Origin of the sequence: Coleofasciculus sp. E1-EBD-02, assembly GCF_040218245.1 — a bacterium.
Classification (GTDB): Bacteria; Cyanobacteriota; Cyanobacteriia; order Cyanobacteriales; family Coleofasciculaceae; genus Coleofasciculus.
On record NZ_JAVJQN010000050.1, the window covers coordinates 17809 to 41930 of the forward strand.

At 45.5% G+C, this 24122-nt stretch carries 22 protein-coding genes and 2 pseudogenes; 11 read left to right on the top strand and 13 right to left on the bottom strand.

Features of this window, described 5'->3' with window-relative positions; translation table 11 throughout:
* Window positions 1-25: 25 nt before the first annotated feature.
* The gene (locus tag RIC07_RS08835) at window positions 26-184 is read right to left on the bottom strand and encodes a hypothetical protein (RefSeq protein WP_446394193.1); all 159 of its coding nucleotides are present in this window, start codon (window positions 182-184) and stop codon (window positions 26-28) included.
* On the opposite strand from RIC07_RS08835, the gene RIC07_RS08840 reads away from it, so the two are divergent.
* Window positions 178-1926, top strand: coding sequence for a DUF3685 domain-containing protein (locus tag RIC07_RS08840; RefSeq protein WP_446394194.1), 1749 nt, complete (start codon window positions 178-180; stop codon window positions 1924-1926). The genes RIC07_RS08835 and RIC07_RS08840 overlap by 7 nt on opposite strands.
* 224 nt (window positions 1927-2150) lie before the next feature.
* On the opposite strand, the gene RIC07_RS08845 is transcribed toward RIC07_RS08840, so the two are convergent.
* Both RIC07_RS08845 and RIC07_RS08850 read right to left on the bottom strand, forming a co-directional pair.
* Window positions 2151-2654 (bottom strand): pentapeptide repeat-containing protein, encoded by a 504-nt coding sequence (locus RIC07_RS08845; protein WP_446394195.1) that lies wholly within the window; start codon window positions 2652-2654, stop codon window positions 2151-2153.
* A 444-nt stretch (window positions 2655-3098) separates the two neighbouring features.
* Window positions 3099-3488, bottom strand: coding sequence for a hypothetical protein (locus tag RIC07_RS08850; protein ID WP_446349499.1), 390 nt, complete (start codon window positions 3486-3488; stop codon window positions 3099-3101).
* A gap of 266 nt (window positions 3489-3754) precedes the next feature.
* Here RIC07_RS08850 and queA point away from each other — a divergent pair, with 266 nt between their 5' ends.
* From queA to RIC07_RS08870, 4 genes are all read left to right on the top strand, one after another.
* Window positions 3755-4900: a tRNA preQ1(34) S-adenosylmethionine ribosyltransferase-isomerase QueA gene (gene queA, locus RIC07_RS08855; protein WP_446394196.1), complete on the top strand. Its 1146-nt coding sequence runs from the start codon at window positions 3755-3757 to the stop codon at window positions 4898-4900.
* 108 nt (window positions 4901-5008) lie between these two features.
* Window positions 5009-6292: a tetratricopeptide repeat protein gene (locus RIC07_RS08860; protein ID WP_446394197.1), complete on the top strand. Its 1284-nt coding sequence runs from the start codon at window positions 5009-5011 to the stop codon at window positions 6290-6292.
* A 469-nt stretch (window positions 6293-6761) separates the two neighbouring features.
* On the top strand, window positions 6762-8345 hold the full coding sequence (locus RIC07_RS08865) for a Na+/H+ antiporter (protein WP_446394198.1): 1584 nt from the start codon (window positions 6762-6764) through the stop codon (window positions 8343-8345).
* A 157-nt stretch (window positions 8346-8502) separates the two neighbouring features.
* Window positions 8503-8907, top strand: coding sequence for a hypothetical protein (locus RIC07_RS08870; RefSeq protein WP_446394199.1), 405 nt, complete (start codon window positions 8503-8505; stop codon window positions 8905-8907).
* 51 nt (window positions 8908-8958) lie between these two features.
* Here RIC07_RS08870 and nfi read toward each other — a convergent pair whose 3' ends face one another.
* From nfi to RIC07_RS08885, 3 genes and pseudogenes are all read right to left on the bottom strand, one after another.
* Window positions 8959-9627, bottom strand: a complete 669-nt coding sequence (nfi, locus tag RIC07_RS08875) for a deoxyribonuclease V (RefSeq protein ID WP_446394200.1) — start codon at window positions 9625-9627, stop codon at window positions 8959-8961.
* A gap of 113 nt (window positions 9628-9740) precedes the next feature.
* A pseudogene (locus RIC07_RS08880) lies at window positions 9741-11192 on the bottom strand (peptidoglycan-binding protein); the annotation flags it as partial.
* Between the two features lie 138 nt (window positions 11193-11330).
* Window positions 11331-11945: pseudogene (locus RIC07_RS08885) on the bottom strand (peptidoglycan-binding domain-containing protein); the annotation flags it as partial.
* A 640-nt stretch (window positions 11946-12585) separates the two neighbouring features.
* Here RIC07_RS08885 and RIC07_RS08890 point away from each other — a divergent pair.
* The 3 genes from RIC07_RS08890 (at window position 12586) to RIC07_RS08900 (ending at window position 14420) form a co-directional block, all read left to right on the top strand.
* A complete protein-coding gene (locus RIC07_RS08890) occupies window positions 12586-13140 on the top strand; it encodes an ATP-binding protein (protein ID WP_446394201.1) in 555 nt (184 codons plus the stop codon).
* 288 nt (window positions 13141-13428) lie between these two features.
* Window positions 13429-13896: a phosphate-starvation-inducible PsiE family protein gene (locus RIC07_RS08895; protein ID WP_446383198.1), complete on the top strand. Its 468-nt coding sequence runs from the start codon at window positions 13429-13431 to the stop codon at window positions 13894-13896.
* 71 nt (window positions 13897-13967) lie between these two features.
* The gene (locus tag RIC07_RS08900) at window positions 13968-14420 is read left to right on the top strand and encodes a nitrate reductase associated protein (RefSeq protein WP_446394202.1); all 453 of its coding nucleotides are present in this window, start codon (window positions 13968-13970) and stop codon (window positions 14418-14420) included.
* Between the two features lie 3 nt (window positions 14421-14423).
* Here RIC07_RS08900 and RIC07_RS08905 read toward each other — a convergent pair whose 3' ends face one another.
* On the bottom strand, window positions 14424-14546 hold the full coding sequence (locus RIC07_RS08905; protein ID WP_446394203.1) for a hypothetical protein: 123 nt from the start codon (window positions 14544-14546) through the stop codon (window positions 14424-14426).
* Between the two features lie 26 nt (window positions 14547-14572).
* Complete coding sequence (locus RIC07_RS08910) at window positions 14573-16486, bottom strand: PAS domain-containing sensor histidine kinase (RefSeq protein WP_446394204.1); 1914 nt, start codon at window positions 16484-16486, stop codon at window positions 14573-14575.
* Between the two features lie 679 nt (window positions 16487-17165).
* Here RIC07_RS08910 and RIC07_RS08915 point away from each other — a divergent pair.
* Window positions 17166-17507, top strand: a complete 342-nt coding sequence (locus RIC07_RS08915) for a hypothetical protein (RefSeq protein ID WP_446394205.1) — start codon at window positions 17166-17168, stop codon at window positions 17505-17507.
* A gap of 126 nt (window positions 17508-17633) precedes the next feature.
* Here RIC07_RS08915 and RIC07_RS08920 read toward each other — a convergent pair whose 3' ends face one another.
* The 4 genes from RIC07_RS08920 to RIC07_RS08935 all read right to left on the bottom strand — a co-directional run bounded on the left by RIC07_RS08920 (window position 17634) and on the right by RIC07_RS08935 (window position 20684).
* Window positions 17634-18479: a M56 family metallopeptidase gene (locus RIC07_RS08920; protein ID WP_446394206.1), complete on the bottom strand. Its 846-nt coding sequence runs from the start codon at window positions 18477-18479 to the stop codon at window positions 17634-17636.
* The gene (locus tag RIC07_RS08925; RefSeq protein ID WP_446394207.1) at window positions 18476-18898 is read right to left on the bottom strand and encodes a BlaI/MecI/CopY family transcriptional regulator; all 423 of its coding nucleotides are present in this window, start codon (window positions 18896-18898) and stop codon (window positions 18476-18478) included. The genes RIC07_RS08920 and RIC07_RS08925 overlap by 4 nt, the downstream gene beginning before the upstream one ends.
* Before the next feature lie 133 nt (window positions 18899-19031).
* Window positions 19032-20159, bottom strand: coding sequence for an aldo/keto reductase (locus RIC07_RS08930; protein ID WP_446394208.1), 1128 nt, complete (start codon window positions 20157-20159; stop codon window positions 19032-19034).
* A gap of 18 nt (window positions 20160-20177) precedes the next feature.
* Window positions 20178-20684 (bottom strand): bifunctional nuclease family protein, encoded by a 507-nt coding sequence (locus RIC07_RS08935; protein ID WP_006103665.1) that lies wholly within the window; start codon window positions 20682-20684, stop codon window positions 20178-20180.
* 539 nt (window positions 20685-21223) lie between these two features.
* On the opposite strand from RIC07_RS08935, the gene ribE reads away from it, so the two are divergent.
* Window positions 21224-21919 (top strand): riboflavin synthase, encoded by a 696-nt coding sequence (ribE, locus tag RIC07_RS08940; protein ID WP_446394209.1) that lies wholly within the window; start codon window positions 21224-21226, stop codon window positions 21917-21919.
* Between the two features lie 200 nt (window positions 21920-22119).
* On the top strand, window positions 22120-22896 hold the full coding sequence (locus RIC07_RS08945) for a Uma2 family endonuclease (protein ID WP_446394210.1): 777 nt from the start codon (window positions 22120-22122) through the stop codon (window positions 22894-22896).
* 99 nt (window positions 22897-22995) lie between these two features.
* On the opposite strand, the gene fba is transcribed toward RIC07_RS08945, so the two are convergent.
* Window positions 22996-24075, bottom strand: a complete 1080-nt coding sequence (fba, locus tag RIC07_RS08950) for a class II fructose-bisphosphate aldolase (protein ID WP_446391544.1) — start codon at window positions 24073-24075, stop codon at window positions 22996-22998.
* Window positions 24076-24122 lie beyond the last annotated feature (47 nt).

Genomic DNA, 24122 nt, shown 5'->3' on the forward strand with positions numbered 1-24122 from the left:
GGTTTCACTACTATCATTTTTTTGTTCACCATAATGTCACTAAACCCGCCCTGTCTAAATGACCAATGACCAATGACCAATGACCAATGACAAATAACGAATGACCAATGACAAATAACGAATGACCAATGACCAATGACCAATGACCAATGACCAATGACGAATAACGAATGACCAATGACAAATCAATCCACTCAAATCCTACTCATTGACGATGACCCAATTTTCCGATTAGGTTTAGTCACTGCCTTAGAAGCCTTTGCTGATTTAGATATCGTGGCTGAGGTGGATACAGCAACGGCAGCCTTGGAACGCCTAACCACCTTACTCCCCCAAGAACAGGTTAATTTAATTATCTTAGACTTGGCATTAGGGCGATCGCTCGGCAGTCCCCTAACCGGACTATCTTTATGCCAACAACTTAAAACCGATTATCCCAACCTACCCATCTTATTGCTAACCGCTCCATCTGAACCCAATCAACTCACCGCCGCCAAAGGTTTGGGAGTGGAAGGCTACTGTGCTAAAGGCTGTGCCATCACCTTAATTGTGGAAGCCATTCGACAAGTCAAAGCGGGTGAATCCTACTGGCAAATGTTACCCACCCCCGCCAATACATTACCTCCTCCTCGTTGGCATACCCAATTACGCCAGTCAGGATTACAACAAATTGAAGCCGCGTTAAAACAGGTAACAGCACAACTTCAACAGGGAAATTTATCCCGCCTAGATTGGCTATTTTGGACGGGACGCCGCCGAGAGTTATTAACAGCCCGTTGGCTGGTGAATCAACTATTACCGACAGATTCCGGACTTGTTCCCTCTAATAATAGTAATAGCCCTGTTGAACCTCAGCCACGTTTAAATCCTTCATCATCTCGTCCTCCTATTCCCCAAAATCGTCTGCGCCCATCCCCCACCAGTGCCTTATCTAAAACCTCCTCTGAGGCGTTGCAGTTTCAACCGTCTACACCCCAGGCGGTGACGTTGACCAAACTGGATTCTAGTTTGGCAAATCTGACGAATACTCCCTTGGAAATCGATATTCTGCAAGTAGAGAGACGCCGGGAATTACTGCGTACTGTCTTATACAAGTTCGAGGAGATGCTGGATGCTTTGCGCTTTTCCCAGGTAACGATGGAGCAATTGACCCAGAAACGATCGCGCTTATTACATGATTTATGGCAAGTTTCTGTAACTGACTTTTTTGGTCAATACTCAACCTTAGTTATCGGCAATCAAACCATCGAAATGGTTGAGATTTTGCGGCAAGATCGGGATGTCGTGCAAACGGCTATTTTGGATAAAATTCCTTTGGCGATTGAGTTATTAGGGAATCGCCTCTTTGAAGCCCCGTTGATGATTGATAATGTATCCTATCCTGCCCATACGCCAGAAGCAATGGCGCGAGCAGAATTATTGTTGCAGAATCTAATTATTCAAGTTGCTAATGGGGTAATCCAACCCCTGTTAAACGAATTTTCTGATATTGAAATTGTTAAGCATAATTTTTATGATAAACGGTTAATGTCCTCACGAGAAATTACCCGATTTAGAAATAATTTATCCTGGAAATATCGGCGGAATCAATATATCGATGAACCCCAAGCCATTTTTGAAAGTCGCTATGATTTATTTGTGTTGAGCGAAATTGGCATCAAAAAAGTCGCCATTTATTCCCCTAGACGCCAAGAATTAGAACAACTACAGGGTACTCAGCTAGCCGTCACCATCGCCTATGAACTTCGGGATGCGATCGCACCACGTTTACGGGGAACAGTCGGCTGGGTTGGTAAAGGCGTAGTTTATGTTTTAACGCAAGTCTTAGGACGAGGAATTGGTTTAATTCTACGGGGCGTTATTCAAGGCGTGGGTAGTGCATGGCAAGATACATGGTTTGGCAAAAATGGAGAACGAGGGAAGTGAAACTAAGTTCAATAAACCGAAACGTTTTCGGTTGCGATCGCAGGGGAGCAGGGGAGCAGGGGAGCAAAGTTTGTGATCGACTAAGTAGGTTGGTGGAAATAAAATCAACTATATTAATTTATTTAAATAGCGTAGGGGCGGGTTTAACCGATAACGTTTTGGTACAAACTGATAACATGACTAAACCCGCCCTTTGCTTAACCTGGATGTAGGACAAGTTCTAATCAGAAATCGCGATTGTTTTCTTGCCTAAAGAATCTAACCAACCAGGATAGAAACCGGGAATCTTGACTACCATTTTGTTCAGACAAGATTGTACCATCAGGCATAATTGCTCCACTCCAATCGGCTCCATTCAGATTAGCGGCACTAACCTCTGCACCACTCAAATTTGCTCCCTGTAAATCTGCCCGTTCCAAATTCGCCCAATTTAAATCAGAGTTGCTCAAGTTTGCACATCTCAACTTAACTTGACTGAGGTTAGCCCAATTCAGAATTACCCCACTCAAATTTGCCCCACTGAAATTCGCTCCCGTCAAATCTGCCCAACTGAGAACTTCGTCACTTAAATTGACGCATTGAAAATCCCGTTGTCCTGCTGCATATCGCTGTAGCAGTTCCTCTGCTGTCATTTTTATCGATTTATATGGGCTAAATCGATGGCTTTGGATATGATGGACACAAGGCTCTATGGGTTCTTTGCCCATACAGAAATAAGCAAGCTGCATACTGTTATATCCCCGATAAATTAACGTTGCAATTTTCGGTCATTTCGGGGAAAAAGTAATTGAACTAAATCTTAATAAAGGGTGAACGTGATCGCAGTTAAAGCTATACTGAAATCGGCGTTAAGCGTGACTGGAAAATCGAATACACCTGACGCAAGGCAACGCTCAGAAGTGATAAACGTCACAAGGGGAAGTAGGGGAGGGGAGGTGCGGAGGTGCAGATGGGGAAGCAAATGACAAATGACGAATGACAAATGACGATCCTCCACCTATTCAAAAACAACCTACGCTCAACCATTAGGAGAGCATAGGCTTCTAACTTTATTCTTAAGGTAGTAAAATGCGCCTGGATTCAGACTCCCCTGAAATGGCTAAACTTGCCCCGACAAAGGCATGATGGTTTGGACTTGCTTTGATAGTGGAGGCTGATGAATGGACAACTCCTTAGGCTAAAGTTTCTGGGCAGTATCCTAGTCCCATGGTAAACTGTTGGCGAAACGCTTCAATATCAGTCTTGTCAGGGTTACCATGAGATACCACAGCGACTTGATAGCGACGCATGACATCGATGGGAGATTGTCCGGTATCGAGGCTCCAAAACGCCATTTGCAAGCGCATGTCGGGTTGGAACGGAATTCCCAGTTCGCGCATGAAGGCTTGGAAATCTCCATGTTGCTGAGGCGTGAGGGGATGGTTCATTTTAACTTTAATGACCCAGCCATCAATTTGATGAATCACTGTTGTATATTGAACGGGAAGCTGGATCATGGAGTGGAGGTACTCAACCACTCGCAGTGTCAAACTCGCATTGGCTAAAAAATAAAGGTAATCCATAGGGCAGCTAGGGGTGGAGTCCAAGGAAGTGCTATACCTTCATTCTGACAACGGGGATCAGGAATTGGTAGGGGAAAAGCCCCCGCTCTCTACTGGGGGATCATACCCAATTCCGTTATTTTAGTTCTTGGTCTTGTATCTTTGGGGATTCGTACCCGATGGCACAAGGCAAGTCGCGGTATAGAGTAGAGCTACAACCCTGACCCGTTCATGACCTACCCAATTTGTCAAAAATTGCTCATAAGCTGTACTTGATCGAACCATCCATGACGAATGACCTATTGCTTTCCAGCTATAACTATGATCTGCCAGAGGGTCGGATTGCTCAAACACCCATTTCCCCTAGAGATAGTTCTCGTTTGCTCGTGGTTGAGTCTCCAACTCAGCACCAACACTGCATTTTCCGAGATTTACCTCAGTTGTTGCGTTCCGGCGACCTGTTGGTTTTGAATAATACCAGGGTAATCCCAGCTCGACTTTATGGTCGGAAGGTAACGGGTACGCCTGTAGAAGTGTTATTGCTGGAGGAACGGGAACAGAACTGTTGGTTGGCATTGGTGAAACCGGGACGACGGCTAAAAGTGGGTTCAACAATAGTCTTTGAACCGGATCAACCTATTGTTCCGGCAAGTCATGGGAAGACTCCCCTATCTTCAGACGATACAGAAACACCAAGACAGGACAATATAAAAAATAGATCTCCCCTGAAGGCAACAATTATTGCCAGAGATGATGCAACCAGTGGGCGTCTATTGCAGTTTGACCTACCCAAGGGGGAGTCCCTAGTCACCCTGTTACCTAACTATGGTCAAGTGCCTTTTCCGCCTTACATCACCCACTCTCAAGCCACACCCGATCAGTATCAAACCGTATACGCCCAAATCCCTGGTGCAGTAGCTGCGCCGACAGCCGGATTACATTTCACCCCTGAACTGTTGGAACAGTGTCACATAAGCGGAATTGAGCAGGCGTCGATTACCTTGCATGTTGGTGTTGGCACATTTCGCCCAGTGGAGGTAGAAGATGTAACGAATCATCAAATGCATGGCGAGTGGTTGGAGATACCCCCTGCAACGGTGGCACAAATTCAGCAAACAAAAGCCTCCGGGGGGCGGGTGATTGCCGTTGGCACAACCGTGGTTAGGGCGTTGGAAGGGGCAGCGGCGAGTGGGGAATTGCAACCCTATTGCGGCAAAACCGAATTATTTATTTATCCGGGCTATCAGTGGCAGGTGGTTGATGGGTTGATTACCAATTTTCACTTGCCCCGTTCCACGTTGTTGATGCTCGTGAGTGCATTGATTGGCAGAGAACGACTGTTGAAGTTGTATGCTGAAGCGATCGCGTATAATTATCGATTTTACTCCTTTGGTGATGCCATGCTGATTTTGCCAGAAGCAGTTAACCCTTAAAGGGCGAACCAATCGGGGAGTGAAATTGGCACTATTAAGTAAGATAGGACGCTATAAACCCTTTCCCCCGCCCATATTCCTTATTCAATTTCCCCATCGTCTTCTACCATGTCTAAACACTACCACTTCCGCTTTGGACTTGCCGCCGCCGCGATCGCACTCAGTTTCCTGTCGGTTAGTCCCGCCTTGTCCAATAGTCTACCCAAGCGTCAGCACAGTAAGCAGTTAGTTGAGGGACTATACACGAATGACCTAGAAGCGGCGACATTTTTTCAACAAGGTGTCATGCGCTACAATCGCGGCGATTTCAAAACCGCCGAGTTAGCCTTTCGCAAAGCCCTACAGGAAGATCCGTTTATCCCGATGGCACGATATTTACTGGGGAATGCCCTATTTCAGCAAGGTCAGATTTCCTCAGCCGCTGAACAATACCAGATGGCGATTGGTCTCGATCCGAATATGCCAGAGGCGCATTACAATCTGGGCTTGATGTTATACCAGCAAGGCAATATTGAGGAAGCGATTAGTGCTTATCAACAGGCGATCGCGATTGATCCCAATTTAGCCGCCGCTCGTTATAATCTAGGCTTGGCATTAGAAGCCCAAGGTAACGTTGAGGGAGCGCTGAGTGAATACACACAAGCGGTTCGCCTCAATCCCAACTCGGCGGTTGCCAAGTATAATCTGGCATTGCTCTTAGCCAAACAAAACCAAGTCGATTCTGCGATCGCGGCATTACGGCAAGCCCTTCGTAATGATTCACAATTCGTACAAGCCCATTACCAACTCGGATTGCTTCTAGCTCAACAAAACCAGATTACTGAAGCCAAAAATTCCTTTCTCAGAGCAACCCAAATTAATTCCCGATTTGCACCCGCTCACTATCGGCTGGGGCTAATTTTTCTGCAACAAGAGGATGTAGAAGAAGCTATTCGCAGATTTGATTGGGTAACGCGGCTCGATCCTGACAATGTGGATGCTTATCGCCAATTGGGAGCCGCACTGATTAAAAATGGCGAATATGAGCAAGCGATCGCGGCACTGGAACGCGCCATTTCACTCGATCCTTACGATTCGCTGGCGCACTACAATTTAGCCGTAGCGCTGCATCGCAATCAGCAGTATGAGGACGCGATTTCCGAATATCAACAAGCCATTCTGCTCAACCCAAAACTATCACTCGCGTTTTACAATCTGGGGATTGCCCTCCAGCAAGTTGGACGGGGACAAGAGGCGGTTTCTTTCCTTTTAGAAGCCAGGAACTTGTTTATTGAAGAAGGAAATTTGGAGAAAATTGATGCGGTTGATCAGTATCTGACCCAACTGAATATTTCATCAACTCCATCACCCAATTCCTTCCAGCCAATGCCTGCAATCACTGAAGAACCTTAGAAGATAGGAAGGAGGCAGAAGGTTACACTGGTGCTCCAACCCAAGGCAGTTTAATGCGGCTGTAGGGGCGCACAGACGTGCGCCCGGTTTAAGTAGTGGACTGACTGTTCTCTGTTCCCTAATCTCAACCGTTAACTTTAATCAAAGTCCACCTATTTAATCGCCAAATATATTCCACAATTTTAGCTGTATTACGTCAGACAAATGGTGCGTTACGCTTCGCTAACACACCCTACATTTAAATTACAATTCAGTTGACTTGGGGATCGATCGCCTCTATCTTTATCTTGACATAATGCTTCTGCTGTGCTTGGAATAGAGCAATCAGGCTAATGGTCGCTTGGGTGACTTTCCCTCAATTTTGCCTACAATTGCATAGGTGAGAGGAAAGAGTCCTACGCTAGATAGTGTTGCTTGCGCTAGGTTGTACTGTTATATCAAAATTGCCAGTATCCTTGGAGTTCTATTCATGTCCGTAGAATCCGCTATCAGCGAAGCTGCCATTGAGCAGAATCTGGAACAATTTCTCTTGGTGCTGTCGGTGTCTCTCAGCGTCGCCACGGTTTCCCGGATTTTTCCGTTGTTCCGCAAAATCCCTTATACCTTGCTTCTGGTTATTGTCGGCTTGGGTTTAGCCTTTGTCGATGTGCACCTAGTCAACCTATCCCCGGAACTGATTCTAGAGATTTTCCTCCCTCCCCTCCTGTTTGAAGCCGCCTGGAATATCCGTTGGCGGGATTTGCGGCGGGATTTAATCCCGGTGATTCTGTTTGCGGTGGTGGGGGTGGTGATTTCGGTGCTGGGAATTGCCTTTACCATTACCCAATTTACCGAATTACCCCTGGCGATCGCCCTATTAGTCGGCGCGAGTCTGGCGGCGACTGATCCCGTATCCGTTATCGCCCTATTTCGAGAATTGGGGGCGGATAAACGCCTGAAAACCCTGATGGAGGGGGAAAGCTTATTTAATGATGGTGTCGCCGTCGTCGCCTTTCTCTTATTAGTCGGTATTCCCCTCGGTACCCAGGAATTTTCTCTATCCACCACCGTCGCCCAATTCTTTACTTTTGTCGGAATTGGTATTGGTGTCGGTTGCTTAATCGGGTTTGGTATTTCCTTTCTCACCCAACGCTTTGATTTACCCCTCGTCGAACAATCCCTGACGTTAGTTTCTGCTTATGGCACTTACCTAATTACCGAAGAACTTGGCGGTTCTGGCGTAATTGGTGTAGTTACTGTGGGGTTAGTGCTGGGAAACTTTGGTTCCCGAATTGGCATGAACCCCCGCACTCGCTTAATTGTCTCCGAATTCTGGGATTTTCTGGCATTTTTTGTCAACTCAATTGTCTTTCTCCTCATTGGTGACCAAATTGATTTTCCCCGCTTGGGACAAAACCTCGGCTTAATTGGCGTTGCCATTGGCGCCGTTCTCTTCACCCGTGCCATCTCAATTTACGGCTTAGCCACGATTAGCAATGCACTTGTCAAGTCTGATATAGGATGGCGACAGCAAACGGTGTTGTGGTGGGGTGGATTACGGGGTTCGGTTTCCATCGCCCTAGCCTTAAGTGTTCCGGTGAGTTTGGAGGGACGACAAGATATTATTGTTACGGTTTTTGGCGTGGTACTGTTTACACTTTTAGTTGAGGGATTAACTACCCAATTCCTCCTGGAAAAACTGGATTTAATTGGTGATCAACCTGTGCGTCAAAAATATTCTGAGGCAATTGCCCGTCGTGTGGCACTCAATCGAGTCAAAGATTATTTAGAGTCAGCAACGACTAACAACGAAATGAATTCAGAATTTTGTCAGTATCAGATAAAACTGGTTGATGGTCAACTCGAAAGTATTCACACCGAGCTTGACCAATTACTCCATCACCATCCTCAGTTACAAAACTTAGATATGGAACAACTGCAAGAACGAATGGTTGATATCGAGGCGGATACCTACGCTGAATTTATCCGCGCTGGACGTTTAACTGAGAACCTTTCCCCCTTACTCCAGGAAGCCTTAATTGAAGCCGATGAAAAGCTGATTGAGAGTGACTGATACCAAATAATAGTGTAGAGACGCGCCATGGCGCGTCTGAGTTTTGAGGGGGGGATCGAGTATTCCCAGAAACCGGGTTTCTCGTAAGGAAACAACAAATATCGACATTTCACCAAAGAAACCCGGTTTCTTGACCGAAGTTCTACATACTGAAATTATGAAACGTAGACTTTTTATTATAACGCTCTTATTCGTAATTTGTTGCGTCCTTCCTGCTCAAGCTGAAAATTTGCCAGCACTTGATCAAAGTAGCGTTGAAACTCAACAACCAATCCAGTCACCGTTAAAGTCGTACTTTCTAAACGTTTTAGCAGGGGGATCACGACAATCGATTCAGCTTGATTCACCAGCAACGCAACTGATTATTTATGTTCAGCGAGGAGAAAAGCCGATTCGCTGTGGTGATTGTATGAAAACCTATAATTGTACTCCAGGAAAGCCGCTAAAAATTAACGTCGATCCCACTACACCCATTAAAAAAATTTGGGCAGAGAATCCTTATGAGAAACAGGTGCGCCTACGCCTCGATGTTCTTGAAGAATTGACATCCTCACCGGACTGAAATCACGGTGATTCCCCAGGAATCGAATAGCTGCTAAAGGATTTGATAGAATCAACTAATTCGGTTTGATGCTAGTTTATCAGCCCAACGGGTTGTTTCCGGTAATCGATATTTCGGAGTGCAGCGCAGGACATAATCGATCGCAGTAGGTAAGCTGATCAGATGACCTGGAGAGACATACAGAGGCTTCACCCCAGTCCGCGATCGCACAACTGCGCCAATCACCTCTCCCCGATGTCGTAAGGGTTGCCAATTTCCTTTCTCTGGGGGTAGTTCCTCATGCTGACCAATTAATCGCGACTTCGCTACCCCAATCGTAGGTACTGTAATCAATAAACCTAAATGACAAGCCAAACCAAAGCGCCGGGGATGGGCAATTCCTTGACCATCACATAAAATTAGATCCGGAGTTATCTTAATCTCAGATAAAGCATCCAGTACCACAGGAACTTCCCGAAACGAGAGAAACCCTGGAATATAGGGAAACGTTGTCGGGCGACGTGCGATCGCCTGTTCGATCAGTTGCAATTCCGGAAAACTCAAAACCGCAACGGCGGCGCGGGAAATCGCATAATTGTCCTCAAAACCAACATCCACACCCGCCACATACTTTACCTCACCCAATTGATCCGAGGTAATAATTTCACGACTGAGTTGGTTTTGAATCGCCGTCGCTTCCTCAACCGTCAGAGTCCACGAGTGGCGCTGATAAATTTCCATGTTGATAATTACTAAGTCGTCGGACAAAAGAAAACATCACGCCCACTAAGTTTTGTCAACAAGCCGCCAACCCTTACAAATGACGAATGACAAATGACAAATGACAATCCTATTTAGTCCTGAAACACCATAATTGTCCCCGAATAACACGCCACCCAAACCTGATTCGTTTCTGGATCATACGTAATTCCAATCGGATTAGCATTGGTATTCACCGTTTGCTCAATTGACATATCACGAGTACGCACTTTACTCATGGTATTTGAGTGATAATTCACCACATACAGAAATTCACCATCATCGGATATATCCATGCTGCGGGGGGCATTCCCAGTGACAACTTTGCGTAAAACCTTACCTGTAAATAAATCAATTTTAGCCACCGTTCCTTCCCCATTTAGCGTGGCGTAGAGATACTGACCACCTGGATCAATACTTAAATGACGTGGTGAATTTCCAATATTTTTGATCCAGTCGAGTGAGAAATCATTTAAATCGACAACCGCAATATCATAAGACCCCATCACCGCCACATACGCTTTTTGGGATGCCGCATCAACCGCAATCCCACGGGGATAGCGACCCAATTTAATCCGCCGCACTTCCTGATTTTGCTGAATATCGACAACGCTTAAATCCCAACTGCACCAATTACTGACTAGGGCAAACCGATTATCGGGGCTAGTGGCGACAAATTTAGGCACAGACCCGACTTCAATCACTTGGTCAATCGCTAAATTATCGGTACTGATGCGATACAAAAAACTATTGTCTGTTTTTTGCGAGGGGCTACATTTGTCACTCCCTGGATTATTAAATCCTGAACCATACATTTGGTAATTAGACACCCAGGCATATTTTCCATTATCGGAAAAAGCTGCTTCTACAGGAGATCCTTTATAGGTTCCGTTCCCCTTAGAATGTCCATATTTCTGCAAATTCACGGCATCGGCAATCGTTTTGACCAAATTATACTGGCGGTCATACACCGTAATCGTATGACTGTACATCATATTCTGGGCAAAAAATAGACCCCGACCTGAATGCACAATAGATTTAGGGGAAATTTTGCCAGAAATGGTTTCTTTTAGCGTCATCTGGCTGGACTGACGTTGCTCATCGTTCTTTTTTTTTTCGCTGTCTTCGTCAATAAAACTGTCCTGATTAAAGGGACTATTGTCGGAATTTTCTGTCGGTGTAGAGAACGAATCTTGATTCAAAGGAATCGGGTCGTAATTTTCCTCCGGTTTGATGAATGAGTCCTGAGTAAAGGTACTCTCGTCAGCGTTGTCCTCTGATGTAGATTGATTTAACTCCGAAGTCGAAGACTCAATTGGGGATTCTGTTGTCGTAGCAGAGGGCAATTCTAATCTCGCTTTGGTGATAGCACCCACCATCCAATCTACGGTTAATCCCTTGGCTTTTTGATATTGAATTACGGCATTTTCGGTGAGGTTGCCATAATATCCCGTGATTGGTCCGTCATAATACCCCTGTGCTTGTAAGGTTCTCTGTAGCGCCGTTACATCTGAATTGCGACTCCCTCGCTTGAGAACTAAACCAGGATTCGCGAATCCCATGCGATCCTCTGTCGCTTCCGTTGAGGGGGCAGTTTGTGAGGCGGATGACACTGGAGTCGATTCTAATGCCGCACGGGTTTTAGGTCCAGCAATCCCATCTACGGTTAATCCCTTGGCTTGTTGCAGTTGAATCACGGCGTCTTGGGTCGTTGAACCATAGTACCCGGTAATCGGTCCATTAAAATAGCCAGCCACTTGTAAATTTCGCTGGAGAGAGGTGACTTGAGAATTGCGATCGCCCCGTTGGAGAATAAAATTGGGTCGGGCAGATACGGCGGGTTTCTCCGGTTCTGGTATGGGTGACTCAAACTCTAGAGGTGTATCAACACTCGCATCCGTTGCTGAGGTGGCGTCAGACTCTAATGTGGCGGTAGTATTCGCCCCAACGATACCATCTGGGCTAAGTCCGTTAGCTTGTTGAAATTGGATGACGGCGGCTTCGGTTAAGGGTCCATAGTACCCGGTAATCGGTCCATTAAAGTACCCCTCAGCTTGCAGCGTTTTCTGAAGAGTCGTCACCTCAGCCCCACTATTTCCTTTCCGCAACGCTAAAACGGGACTGGCTAGGCTAACAATAAACAGCGCCATGCTTAAGAAGATAAAGGGAATCCAAGCCGCACTCAGGGGCTTTTTCCGGTCGATTGGTATAAATATGCTGGAACTGGCGGGGGGTTTGGGTTCGGAGGTTGCCAATGCTTCATCAGTGACCGCCACATGAAGGGAGGCAGGGTTTTCCATTGTTCTCTATTTTCTTAGCACATTCTCCGTTATGCTATACCATTCGCCGTAGCTCGGCAAAGAAAAGTTTAAAAATCTCTACCCCAGCTTACCTGCTTTATCGCAACCGACAGATTAAGTAGGTTGGTAGAAATCAGCCCAATAGTATTAAGTTTTGTAACTATACCTCAAACTCTTACTGTTCCCTGTGTCCTCATGGTCAACTTGAGTTGAGTCCAATGACTTACTAGGCGCGATCGCATTGATCATTTAGAATGTATAAAGGTGATTACCCTACCTTTCCCCTAGAGGTTACTGCTGCATCATACCAACCGCCTGCAAACACCTCTAAACCAAACAAGCAAGGCGGTCAAGGGAAAATTTAGTGGGTCTGTTACTTCTACCCTCCAGTCCTGAGTCCAAAACCTAGTCTGGATAATCGTTTCAGTCATCGATGCGACTGAAAATTTTTCATAGATATAAAGTAACGAATTTGATTGCATTAACCGTATTAGTGTGATTCAAGTTACATTTAGGGAGTGCAATCAATTACCCAGACCAACAGAAATTATCACGTTACGGTCAATCTACCTATCACAATGCACTACCTTAAAATCGTGGATACTAAAAATTAGTTTCTTTCCATGAGGGGACTTTTCTTATGCAAATGCAAATGCCAAATACCCTAGAGCAACTCCCTGAAGGCGGAATGGGCATTAAAATTATTTCCCAGATAGCCGATGAGATCAGATACATTCGTACCCGAGACCATAAAAATTGTTTGTTCATCAGCAAAGCCTATGACCAAGAACCTGTTAAAAGACTACCGAAATGCCACCAAAAGAATTTATTTGCTCGGTTAATTTGTTTCTGCCAACGTCTGATTTTGATGTTGGTCAATTCCTATCGCAGAAACCGGGCGAAGTCTCGTTATCGAAACCTGAGGCTTACCGTCAATAGCGACCTAAATTCTGTAGAGCAAATTTTAGAATGGTATGGACAGCTTCAGCATTTACCCATTCCCCAACAGGTTTGGCAGTTAGGTCAAATCGCCCTGGTTGAGGCGTTTACAAATGTTGTTCGTCACGCCCACAAAGGCTTATCCCAATCGACTCCCGTTGACTTGGAAATCACGGTATACAATCATCGTTTAGACATGAAAATTTGGGACTATGGACAGCCTTTTGATTTAGAATCCAAGTTGAAAGAAGTTTAGCCACAAAATGATTGCTCATTTAGAGTTCCCCAGTCTCTGGGCTTTAAAACATTGTTTCTTTAGGAATCATCAAGACTAAACAGACGACTGATAAACCGAGTTAGGGTAAAGAATTGCCGATGTAATCCCGCCGGGTGAGTTTAATCTATAAGCCTCATCTGGCAACTGGACTTCCCCCATCTCCATCACTGCTGTCCCCATCTCCAGTTTCTGAGGAGATAAGTAGAATCATCTTGTACTTCCTCATCAATGATAGTATCGTTGTGTTAGGGTGACTCCTAGAGAAAAATGCAGCGATTGAAAAAATTACTCCTTCTATTCAAAAATTCTTGTGGGGACAGTGCATTTCTGGGTGCGATTGAACAGGTTGAGGGCATTGTCTCCAAGATTTTGTCTGTAGTGATGATTGCTGTCATCTTGGTGGCAATGTTCGATCTGATTATCGTTCTCTCTCAACAATTGCTGGTTGAACCCTTCGGTTTCTTTAATGAAAGCTTGTTTGAAATTTTTGGGCTATTTTTAAATGTTCTGATTGCCCTGGAAATTCTGGAAAATATTACGGCTTATCTGCGGAAGCATGTTGTTCAAGTTGAACTGGTTATCGTCACCTCCCTAATTGCCGTTGCCCGTAAAATTATTATTCTCAACCTTGACAAAACCGGAGGACTTGAAATTATTGGTTTAGCCCTGGCGATTCTCTCTCTCTCCATCAGTTACTGGATTATCCGCCGCACTACAGCAAAAAAACCTCATTGAAGAATTTGTCTTATGTCATATCATGTCAGCTTAAACAGTGACCATCTCCTTACATAATTGTGATTTAAACTATGACTCACTTCTTCCAATTTGAGCAAGATTTCGTCGATTCCTTACGCTGCATCCCTATGCAGGTACGAATGAAATTAGACACCTGTGGCGTCAAACTTAAATTAGCCCACTGGCATCAATTCACCCAGAAAGAACGTCAGACGTTAGTGGAAATGCCCACAACCACAGCCCAAGAAAGCCAAGCGTATCGGCAGTACTTACAAGACTTGGTGACGAACTATACAGATCAATCTGCCTCGGAACTGCCTATCGATCCTAATCCAGCCTGGATGGATGCGACGATAATTCCTGAGGATGTTCAAACGAAAGCCCAAGAAGTTGGCGTTTCCCTCATGCCTGAACAGTGGGAAGCCCTAACTCCCACCCAGCGCTTTGCCCTAATTAAACTTAGTCGCCCTAGTCATGAAAACCGAAACTTTTTGCCTGCACTCAAAGAATTTAAGATTATGTAATTGTCATTCGTCATTCGTTATACCAAATCCGGGGAACGCTACCCCCGTTATAACCCAGTCCGCGTAGGCGGACTTAGTTTGTGTAGCAGCGATTTCAATCGCCTCCTCTTGCTTGTCATTCGTCATTCGTCATTTGTTCATGGATAATTCCCTTAGTTCATTGCCATGCGATTTAAGGAATTAGAAATTGACGATTGAGATGATCGAACATTTGAATCTACCTGCTTTTGATAGACCTTTGAACAACAGTACTGCTCTAGATTAGGTTCAATAGGGATTTCAATCACAAACTCTGTTCCCTGACCTGGTGACGAAAAGCACTTGAGATGTCCACCATGCTTTTCCACCACGATCTGATAACTAATAGATAAGCCTAATCCCGTACCCTTGCCAACAGGTTTGGTCGTAAAGAAGGGGTCAAATAGTCGCTGCTTAACGGAATCGGGAATACCCACGCCATTATCGGCAATCCGAATAGCAATCCAGTTTTCGTTGATCACCTGCGTACCAACCTCAATCATGGGGTTTTTGGATGAAGTACCCTCGCCCAATGCGCCTTTCTCTACCCCTTCTTCTAAGGCATCAAGTGCGTTACACAGAATATTCATGAACACTTGGTTCAATTGTCCTGCATAGCACTCGATCAAGGGTAAGTCACCATAGTTTTTGACAACGGTAATTGCGCTTTGCTTTGCTTTACCTTTGATGCGACTTTGCAGAATCAACAGGGTATTATTAATGCCTTCATGAATATCCACCGAGGTTTTCTCGGCACGATCCAAATGGGAGAAGTTCCGCAGCGATCGCACGATTTGATAGATCCGATCTGCCCCCACTTTCATCGAATGCAGTAATTTGGGCAGATCTGTGGTAATGAAATTGAGATCGATGAGTTCGATATGCTCTTGAACGTTAGCTGAGGGTTGGGGACTAGATTCCTGATAAAGTTCAAGTAACTCTAATATATCCTGAAAGTATTGCTCGGCGTAATTCAGGTTCCCATAGATAAAGTTAACCGGGTTGTTAATTTCGTGAGCAACGCCAGCCACTAATTGCCCTAAACTCGACATTTTTTCGGAGTGGACGAGTTGAGCTTGAGTATGTTTGAGCTTTTGCAGGGCGTCTTGCAATTGCTGAGTCTGTTGTTCCAACTGGGCTTGCGATCGCCGCAGTTGATGTTCGACTTGCTTACGTTCCTTAATTTCCCGTCTGAGTCGCTGATTAACTTGTACCAGTTCAGCCGTGCGTTCGGTAACCCGTCGTTCTAAGTCATCATGAGCATTTTGTAGCGCTTCTTGTGCCAGTTTGCGTTCAGTGATATCGCGGACTACCTTGGTAAACCCGCGCAATCGCTCTTTCTTGTCGTACAGCGCTGTAATCACTGCATTTGCCCAAAACTTTGATCCATCCTGGCGAACTCGGTAACTTTCGTCCTCAAATCGACCATTTTCTGCTGCAATTTTTAGGGCTTGCTCCAGTTTACCTGCCTGAACATCTTCGGGTAAGTAAAATCGAGACACAGATTCGCCGAGAATCTCGTCTTCTCGATACCCATTAATCCGTTCAGCCCCTTGATTCCAACTGATGACCCGTCCCTCTGGGTCTAGCATATAAATGGCATAGTCTTTAACATTTTCCACCAGACAGCGAAAGCGTTCTTCACTATCTCGTAGGGCTTCCTTAGATTGCTTGCATTCAGTTTGATCGCGCACTACGGCGTAAATCAATTGATTTTCGGGGTGGATGGAAGCATTCCACAACAGTGATTTGTATGATCCATCGGCACAACGACAGCGATTTCTAAACTGGATTGATGCTGTAGGATTATGGGTAAGGGTTTCTAGCTTTGCGATCGTTAATCGTTGATCGTGTGGATGAATCAAATCCAGCCAAGGTTGTGCTAAAAGTTCCTGATTAGTAAAGCCGAGTATTTCTTCCCATCGGGGATTAAGTTGCTGGAAATGATCATCTTTCCCCAACACGCACAGCATATCCAACGAGAGCGTGAAAAAAGGATCGGAAGCCTGACTCCCGGTGCTTGGGGTTGGCGGTAAGAAATTTAGCATTTTATAGCTGGGGCTTTATTATTGGAACTCTTAATCTTTATTTTTCTGGAGATTAAGAGTTGTAGATGCGGGTTCCCCGGTTATTCGTTCGTCTCCTTAAGGTTAAGTTTAAGGGAGTTTAGACCTAGCGATTCGCTGTAACGATTGGACTTTCTATTCGATATGATTAGTTTTTTCTATAGATAAACCGGAGCCGTTGGTCAAGGACACACATCGGTCATTGGCGTCAACTTAACGGTTAACTGGGTGGTTGTTTAGGCGATCGCGTTTAGGTAGATACCTGTATTGAGCCTTGTTACACCTATGGTTTGGCACACCAGGATAATTGTAGCATAGCTGACATCTTTCTTCACAACTGGAATAAGTAGGGCTTTCTGCACAAAGCCGAAACCCTTAGCTATCAACACTTAGAGCCGTAGAGAAAGTTGTTCATCTTCAAGGAAATGTGAGACTATCTTGAAAACTATGCCAATAGAATCACCGAAAATGTACCATTGCTCTCCCTGCTCCCTCTGCTTCCCCTGCTTCCCCTGCTCTCTAACCCCACCACAAGACTTATTTAGCAGACCTAAGTAGGTCGGGGGAAAACTGGGGAAGCTCAGTTTGACAGCCTGTCTTTTGACAAGGGTTTGCCGCTTTGCCAGAATCAAGAGCCAAATATTATCAGCTTCAGTGTCTCATGTCCAAAATATCTTCTCACCACCACAAGCCTCAAGTTTTTGCCATCGGAATTGCTCCACTGGGAATCGTATCTATTGGTGTAGTCCCCATGGGAGTAATTTCAATTGGCTTTGTTCCCATGGGAGTGTTCTCCCTAGGTTCTGTAGCCATGGGAGTCTTCTCGGCTGGGCTAGTTTCTATGGGAACAATAGCTGTTGGTTTTCAAACGATGGGCTTAGTGAGTATTGGTTCAATGGGTATGGGGAATATTCGTATTCCTATCGGCGCTGAAGAATCCCTCTCTCATCCCGACAACCATTCTCTTCCCACGCCAAACCAACCCCATCATGATTCTCACTAAGTTGTCATTTGTCATTTGTCATTTGTCATTTGTCATTTGTCATTTGTCATTTGTCATTTGTCATTTGTCATTTGTCATTTGTCATTTGTCATTTGTCATTTGTCATTTGCTCTAAAAAACTGAAAATCATCGGTGAAACGGTATTAAAAATAGCGGCAAACATGAGAATAAACACCAAATAAATAAGTATAGATGAGTCGGGTTAGGTAAATGGATGTCAGCTAAAAGCGCTTCTATCCGTTCCTCAAGACGATTTTTAGGTGCAGTACAGCTAAAAGCCGCACAGACACTTTCCGAATGCATCAGCGGTGTGCTTACAACCGTCAATAGAGATTCCGCTAACAGTAAAAAATCAACCCGTTGTGCTGCCCATTGATCGGCTCTGATTTCTCGTAACAGTAATAGTTCTTGCCATAGCGCTTCTGTATTAGTTAATCCATAAGAAAATCGCCGCATCCAGCCTAACCAAAAGAACCAAAATGTATCCCGATAATGAAAATGCCCGTCTTCATGGGTGAGAACCGCTTGCAAATGATCAGCATCCAGCGTCTCTAATAAGCCTTGACTCACCACCAGTTCCGGTTGCCAAAATCCGACTTGAGCGCTAAAAACTAAGGGTGTGTTGAGAAGGCGGATTGCTCTACCATGAAGGGTTTGCTGAGGATAGGTGCGAACCTGTTGCCAAGAACGCCATCCGGCAAACGCTAGTTTCAACCCTGAAATTCCCACAAATCCTAAGAAAGTGCCAGCTAACCCATAACTGAACCAGCCCTCCCATCGCCAAACCATTTGCCCTTGGGGTCCCATGCAGACGATAGAGATTGCTGTCATCATCAGTAGCAGTGGTGGAAATAAGAACTTGGTTAAGGCATTTTGCCAGCGCTGCTGATAACTACCCTCGTTTCCTGACCAACTGGTTCGGGTTAACCAAGCCACGGCTAAAGCGCTCAGAATTAGGATTAGATGAATCATTTTTTTTCCTCCCTCGCTTCGCGGATGGCTTGTAAGCGTTGGGCGATCGCGTCGAGTTGTTCTAGACTAGCTTGGTCGAGACTATCGGCAAAGGCGGCGATGATATCAGGATTTCCCACCGCCAGGAATCGCTTCAACTGATCATGGGCTTGCAGTATCCGCGCCTGTTCCTGCGAGAGCAAGGGTTGCCAACGAAATGCCCGATCTTTGCGATCGCACGTTAGCCAGCCTTTTTGGGTGAGGCGGCGCAATACTGTGGTTACGGAAGCATAGGCTAACTCTCGGTCTGGATCAGCCAAGATTCGTTCGTGGATATCTTTGGTGGTAGCCGAACCGAGTTGCCAAATAATCTCTAAGATTTCTGCCTCTAATGGACCAAGGGAGAGTTGTTTGGGGCGGTAACTGGGCATGGGAACCATAGAGATGCAATTAAAATCAGGGAATTGAATACCCAGTTTACGCGAATTTGACCTCAAACGCTGATTTGATATTGGCTGGGATACACTTATCGCGGCTCAAACAGCTAATCGGCTAAATTGGGATGCCCCCAATTTATCCCCACAGCCGACGCCGAGGAGATCCATTGAGACGTTGATGAGTATCAGCTAGCAAACCAGGAATATCCAGTTGTTCCGGACAACGGGGTAAGCAGTCACCACAGCTTGTACACCGATTCCCTTTTACCCCAGCAAACCAATGACCCGCATTTTCAAACATGCCATAGCGGTATGTCCCGTAATCTGTCATATCATAAGCTACAGCTAAATTCCGCAGCCTTAATACCTCTGGAATATTAATCATTTCCGGACAGGGCAAACATTGGTAACATTGGCTACAGCGATCCGTTCCCAATGCGGTCTCAGCTTGGGTTTCTAACCGAGAAAATACCTCAAGTTCCTGGGGAGTCAGGGAGTCATCTCGATCCGCAACGGCTAACGGCGCGTCCAATTCCTGTGGATTAGCCGGTCCTACACTCAGGGTGGTAATTCGGCGATCGCTCAATAAAAAACGATAGTTCAACTCCAGTGGCGAGAAGGGATAGCAGAGTTCAACCAGTTTCGCTGGGGGAGTGTACAATCGTCCACCCTTATCCGCCGGAGATATGATAAACACCCCCATATCCTTCTGATGCGCTAATTCTACGGCTGGAGCATGACGCTGAAAGACGTAGTAATAATGTAGGTTGATAAATTCAAATAAATTGGTCTGGATTGCCGCTAATATCACCTCTAGGGGAGCATGAGTGGAAAAGCCAAGGTGTCTAATCCGACCCTCTGCTAAGGCGTCTTGTATCGCCTGCATACACCCTCTAGAGGACTCCACCCAGGTCAGATGTTCCCAGGTGTTGATCCCATGAATGGCTAAGCAATCCAGATAGTCAAGCTGTAGACGCTCTAAGGATTCATCAATCCACTGATCCATGACCTGAGGATCAGGCGTTGGCGGTAGCTTGGTGGTAATCGTGAGTTGGTCTCGGGGTACGGGTAATTTTTTGAGGATATTCCCCAAATACGGCTCACTCTTACCATAACTACGGGCGGTTTCTAGGTGATTAATCCCGTTCGCGATCGCGTACTGTATGGTTTCATCAGCATCGGACTCACCCGCCAAGCAGCGCATGGTTCCCAGGGAAAACACAGATAGCCACAGATTGGTTTTCCCAAACCGTCGATAATGCATTTCTCATCTTTGTATCATTTAAGCTTCACCGCCCGTTTTAAATCCTTTATGCTGGGAAAAGTCTTCCGGTCGGATGCTCGATACAAACTCTCGGAAAGCCTGTCGTTCCTCTTCATCCGCATCTCGATCAACGGGTATTGATGCATCAGCGATAACTTCTTCCATCACCCAGATTGGACTATCTGTGCGAAGCGCGATCGAGATCGCATCACTGGGTCTAGCATCAATTTCTTTTTTAGCTTCACCCTGACGAACGCAGAGGATCGCATAGAAGGTATTATCTTGGAGGGAGTGGATAATAATCCGCTCCAGCTTCATCTCCCATGTTTCCATGAGACCCACAAACAGATCATGTGTCAGAGGGCGGGGAGCTTTTTGGCGTTCCAAAGCGCTGATAATTGCTTTTGCCTGATCTTGTCCAATGTAAATCGGCAGAGCGCGTCGCTCTAGTGAGTCTTTCAGCAGCACGATTGGGCTACGGGTGACAGCATCTAATGCAATTCCAGCAACTTTCATTTCAATCATTAGCTTAGCCTCTAGAATACAGTCGGCGTCGAGGGCATCAAAGCGAAGCAGTCAAGCCACATTGGATGGATTAAAACTAGAACAAGCATACTAGCTTTATCTTACTTCACCGATTAACCCCAAAATCAGTCCTCTATCATTGAATTGGGCAGAGATCAAAAAGATTATCTTCTCCAAGTATGCCCCAGTCTCAGGACGTTTGTTTCGGGACTTTATGAAAAAAACACATAACCGTTTATCCTTGTCCCCAATAGCTCTCTAGTGGTTAACCTCCCTCGCTTTGGTGAACTGTCACCTCCTTGCTTTGTCTCCTAACCTTAAGATAGACTCGTTTTGATAAGTGATGAAGTCGGTGTTTCAAGGGTTGATATTGCCAACTCTGGCTTGATGTATACGCGGTATTTGGATAGTCCCCATCGCTAAACACGAATGAGTTCAGAAGAGTTCCTCAGTTTGACTTCCCCTTCACTACCCCTACAATCATTTTATCACGGAGCCTCTATAATCAGTGTTCCCAGACCAGTTACTTTGATAACAGCGTGTTCACAGGATTAATTCAAGCACTAGGAACCTTGCAACCGCTAGGCGGCGATCGCTTTCAGTTGTCTTGTCTTCCTGACAAGGCAGCCGTGATTCTACACAATCTTGCCATTGGTGATAGTGTAGCCGTCGATGGAATATGCTTGACTGTTGAAGAAATTTTGTCCCAAGGTTTTGTGGCAACAGCTTCAGATGAAACCTTGAGCCGTACTACTCTGGGGCAACGACATCAGGCAGCCACTTATGTGAATTTGGAAACATCGATACGAGTAGGCAGTAAACTAGGGGGACATTTTGTCACGGGTCACATTGATGGGATTGGTTCACTTCAGGATTCTGTAAAAACAGCAAATTCCTGGATTATGTGTTTTACTGCACCAGCATCCTTACAAAAGTCATGGCAGCGTCACATTGCTCGGTTTTTGGTGCCAAAGGGAAGTATTGCCGTCAATGGCGTCAGTTTGACCATTGCTGAGTGTGATCCCCAAGGGAGTTGGTTTAAGGTGGCAGTTATTCCCCACAGTTATGCTCAAACCAATTTAAGTTATTTGCAGCCTGGGCAATGGGTGAACTTAGAAAGCGATATTTTAGGCAAGTATGTTGAGAAACTCTTAGGACATCAAGTGCCTAGTGGGAATTCTTTACCGATGAATGATATTTCCCCCGAATTTCTCGCCGAACACGGGTACTTGTGAATTATGAAGTAGATCAAAGTGGGGGTAACTCAGGCTGGCGTCAACACGCAACTCAAATAGCGTAATCATTCTGTATCGCATCATCTAGTACAGACTATAGGTTTCTCCCTCACTATTTTTTAGGATTTTTTCACTCCTTCAGACAATAGCGTTTATCTTGAAAATATAGTTGTCGCCATAAAGGTTAGGAGTAACCACAGATGGTAAAATTTGAATCACTTTCGCGTCTACCCACTAGCCAGGAGTTACCCTGCTCCGATGATACCCCTGTGGATAATGAACTACAAAATTTAGTTCCTAACTTACTACTGAGTATCCTGTCGTTCATTTGGCAAGAACGCCAGGATTGGTTTTTAGGTGTCGATATGGGGATCTACTACCTTTATGAAAACAAACGCCAACCTGTGCTAGTCCCCGATGGGTTTCTCAGTATAGGTGTACCGAGGCGTTCAGGTGAATCCGGACGACTCAGCTATGTATTGTGGGAAGAAAATAATATTCAGCCTATCCTGGCGATTGAAATTATCTCCAAAAAATACAACAATGAGTATGAAGACAAAAAAGAAAGATATGCTCAGTTAGGTGTACTTTACTACCTGATTTATAACCCCAATTACTGGCAAAGAGACGAACATCACCCCTTGGAATTATATCGTTTAGAACAGGGAGAATATATTTTACAAACTGGGGAACCTTACTGGATGCCAGAAGTGGGTTTAGGTATTGGGAGAGGCATAGGAACCTACGTGGCTTGGACAAGGGAATGGTTATTCTGGTACGACGAACAAGGCAAAGCTTATCCGCTTCCGGAAGAACTTATTGAACAGGAACGTCAACGAGCAGAAAGAGCCGAAAGAGCGTTGCAACAACAACAGCAGCAAACTGTAACTCGACTTTTCTCCTTGGGTTTAACTTTAGAACAAATTGCCACAGCTTGTAGTCTTTCCGTAGAAGAGATTAGAGCTATTCTTGAGTAAAGTGAGAACGTTAGATCAGTTTAAGGGAGTTGAGTAAAAACAAAATCCCCCGCCTATTAACGGGGGATTCGCTATAAATGGGTGTTACCAGATCAACAATTAAGCCTTTACAGTTTGCTTAGTAACAGCCGCTAACTCGCCCTTGGCATACTTAGCCGCAAACTCATCCAATGTGATTTGCTTAATCTTGCTCGCATTACCCGCCGTACCGAATTGCTGATAACGATCCGAGCAAACCTGCTTCATGTACTTAATAGAAGGCTTCATGAAATGGCGCGGGTCAAAGTTTTTGGGATCTTTGGCAGCCGCTTCACGGATTGCTGCGGTGATAGCCAAACGATTGTCGGTATCAATGTTCACCTTACGCACACCGCTCTTAATGCCCTTTTGAATCTCTTCTACAGGCACACCGTAAGTTTCCGGAATTGCACCACCATACTGGTTGATCATGTCAAGCCACTCTTGGGGTACAGAGGAGGAACCGTGCATGACCAAATGGGTATTAGGTAGACGGTTATGAATTTCCTCAATCCGGCTGATGGCAAGGATTTCACCCGTGGGCTTACGAGTAAACTTGTAAGCACCGTGGCTCGTGCCAATGGCTACGGCTAAAGCATCAACTTGGGTGCGCTCAACAAACTCAACGGCTTGATCCGGGTCAGTCAACAATTGTTCGCGGGACAGCTTACCTTCTGCACCGTGACCATCTTCCTTGTCACCCATACCCGTTTCCAAAGAACCGAGACAACCCAGTTCCCCTTCAACGCTGACACCGACAGAGTGAGCAACTTTTACCACTTCAGCCGTGACATTTACGTTGTACTCGAAGCTAGCTGGAGTTTTGGCATCTTCTTCCAGCGAACCGTCCATCATCACACTGGTGAAACCATTGCGGATAGCAGAGTAGCAAGTAGCTGGACCATTCCCATGGTCTTGGTGCATGGCAATGGGGATATGGGGGTAAGTTTCCACTGCTGCCGTGATCAAGTGGCGCAGGAAGTTCTCACCTGCATATTTGCGAGCGCCGCGAGAGGCTTGTAGAATCACGGGGCTGTCAGCTTCATCAGCAGCCTGCATAATTGCCAGAATCTGCTCCATGTTGTTAACGTTATAGGCTGGAATGCCATAGCCATTCTCTGCCGCATGATCTAAAAGCAGCCGCATGGGTACGAGCGCCATAAAAAAGTCCTCCTAACTTTAGGTGTTTTGTCAGCTAGTCGTTTCTA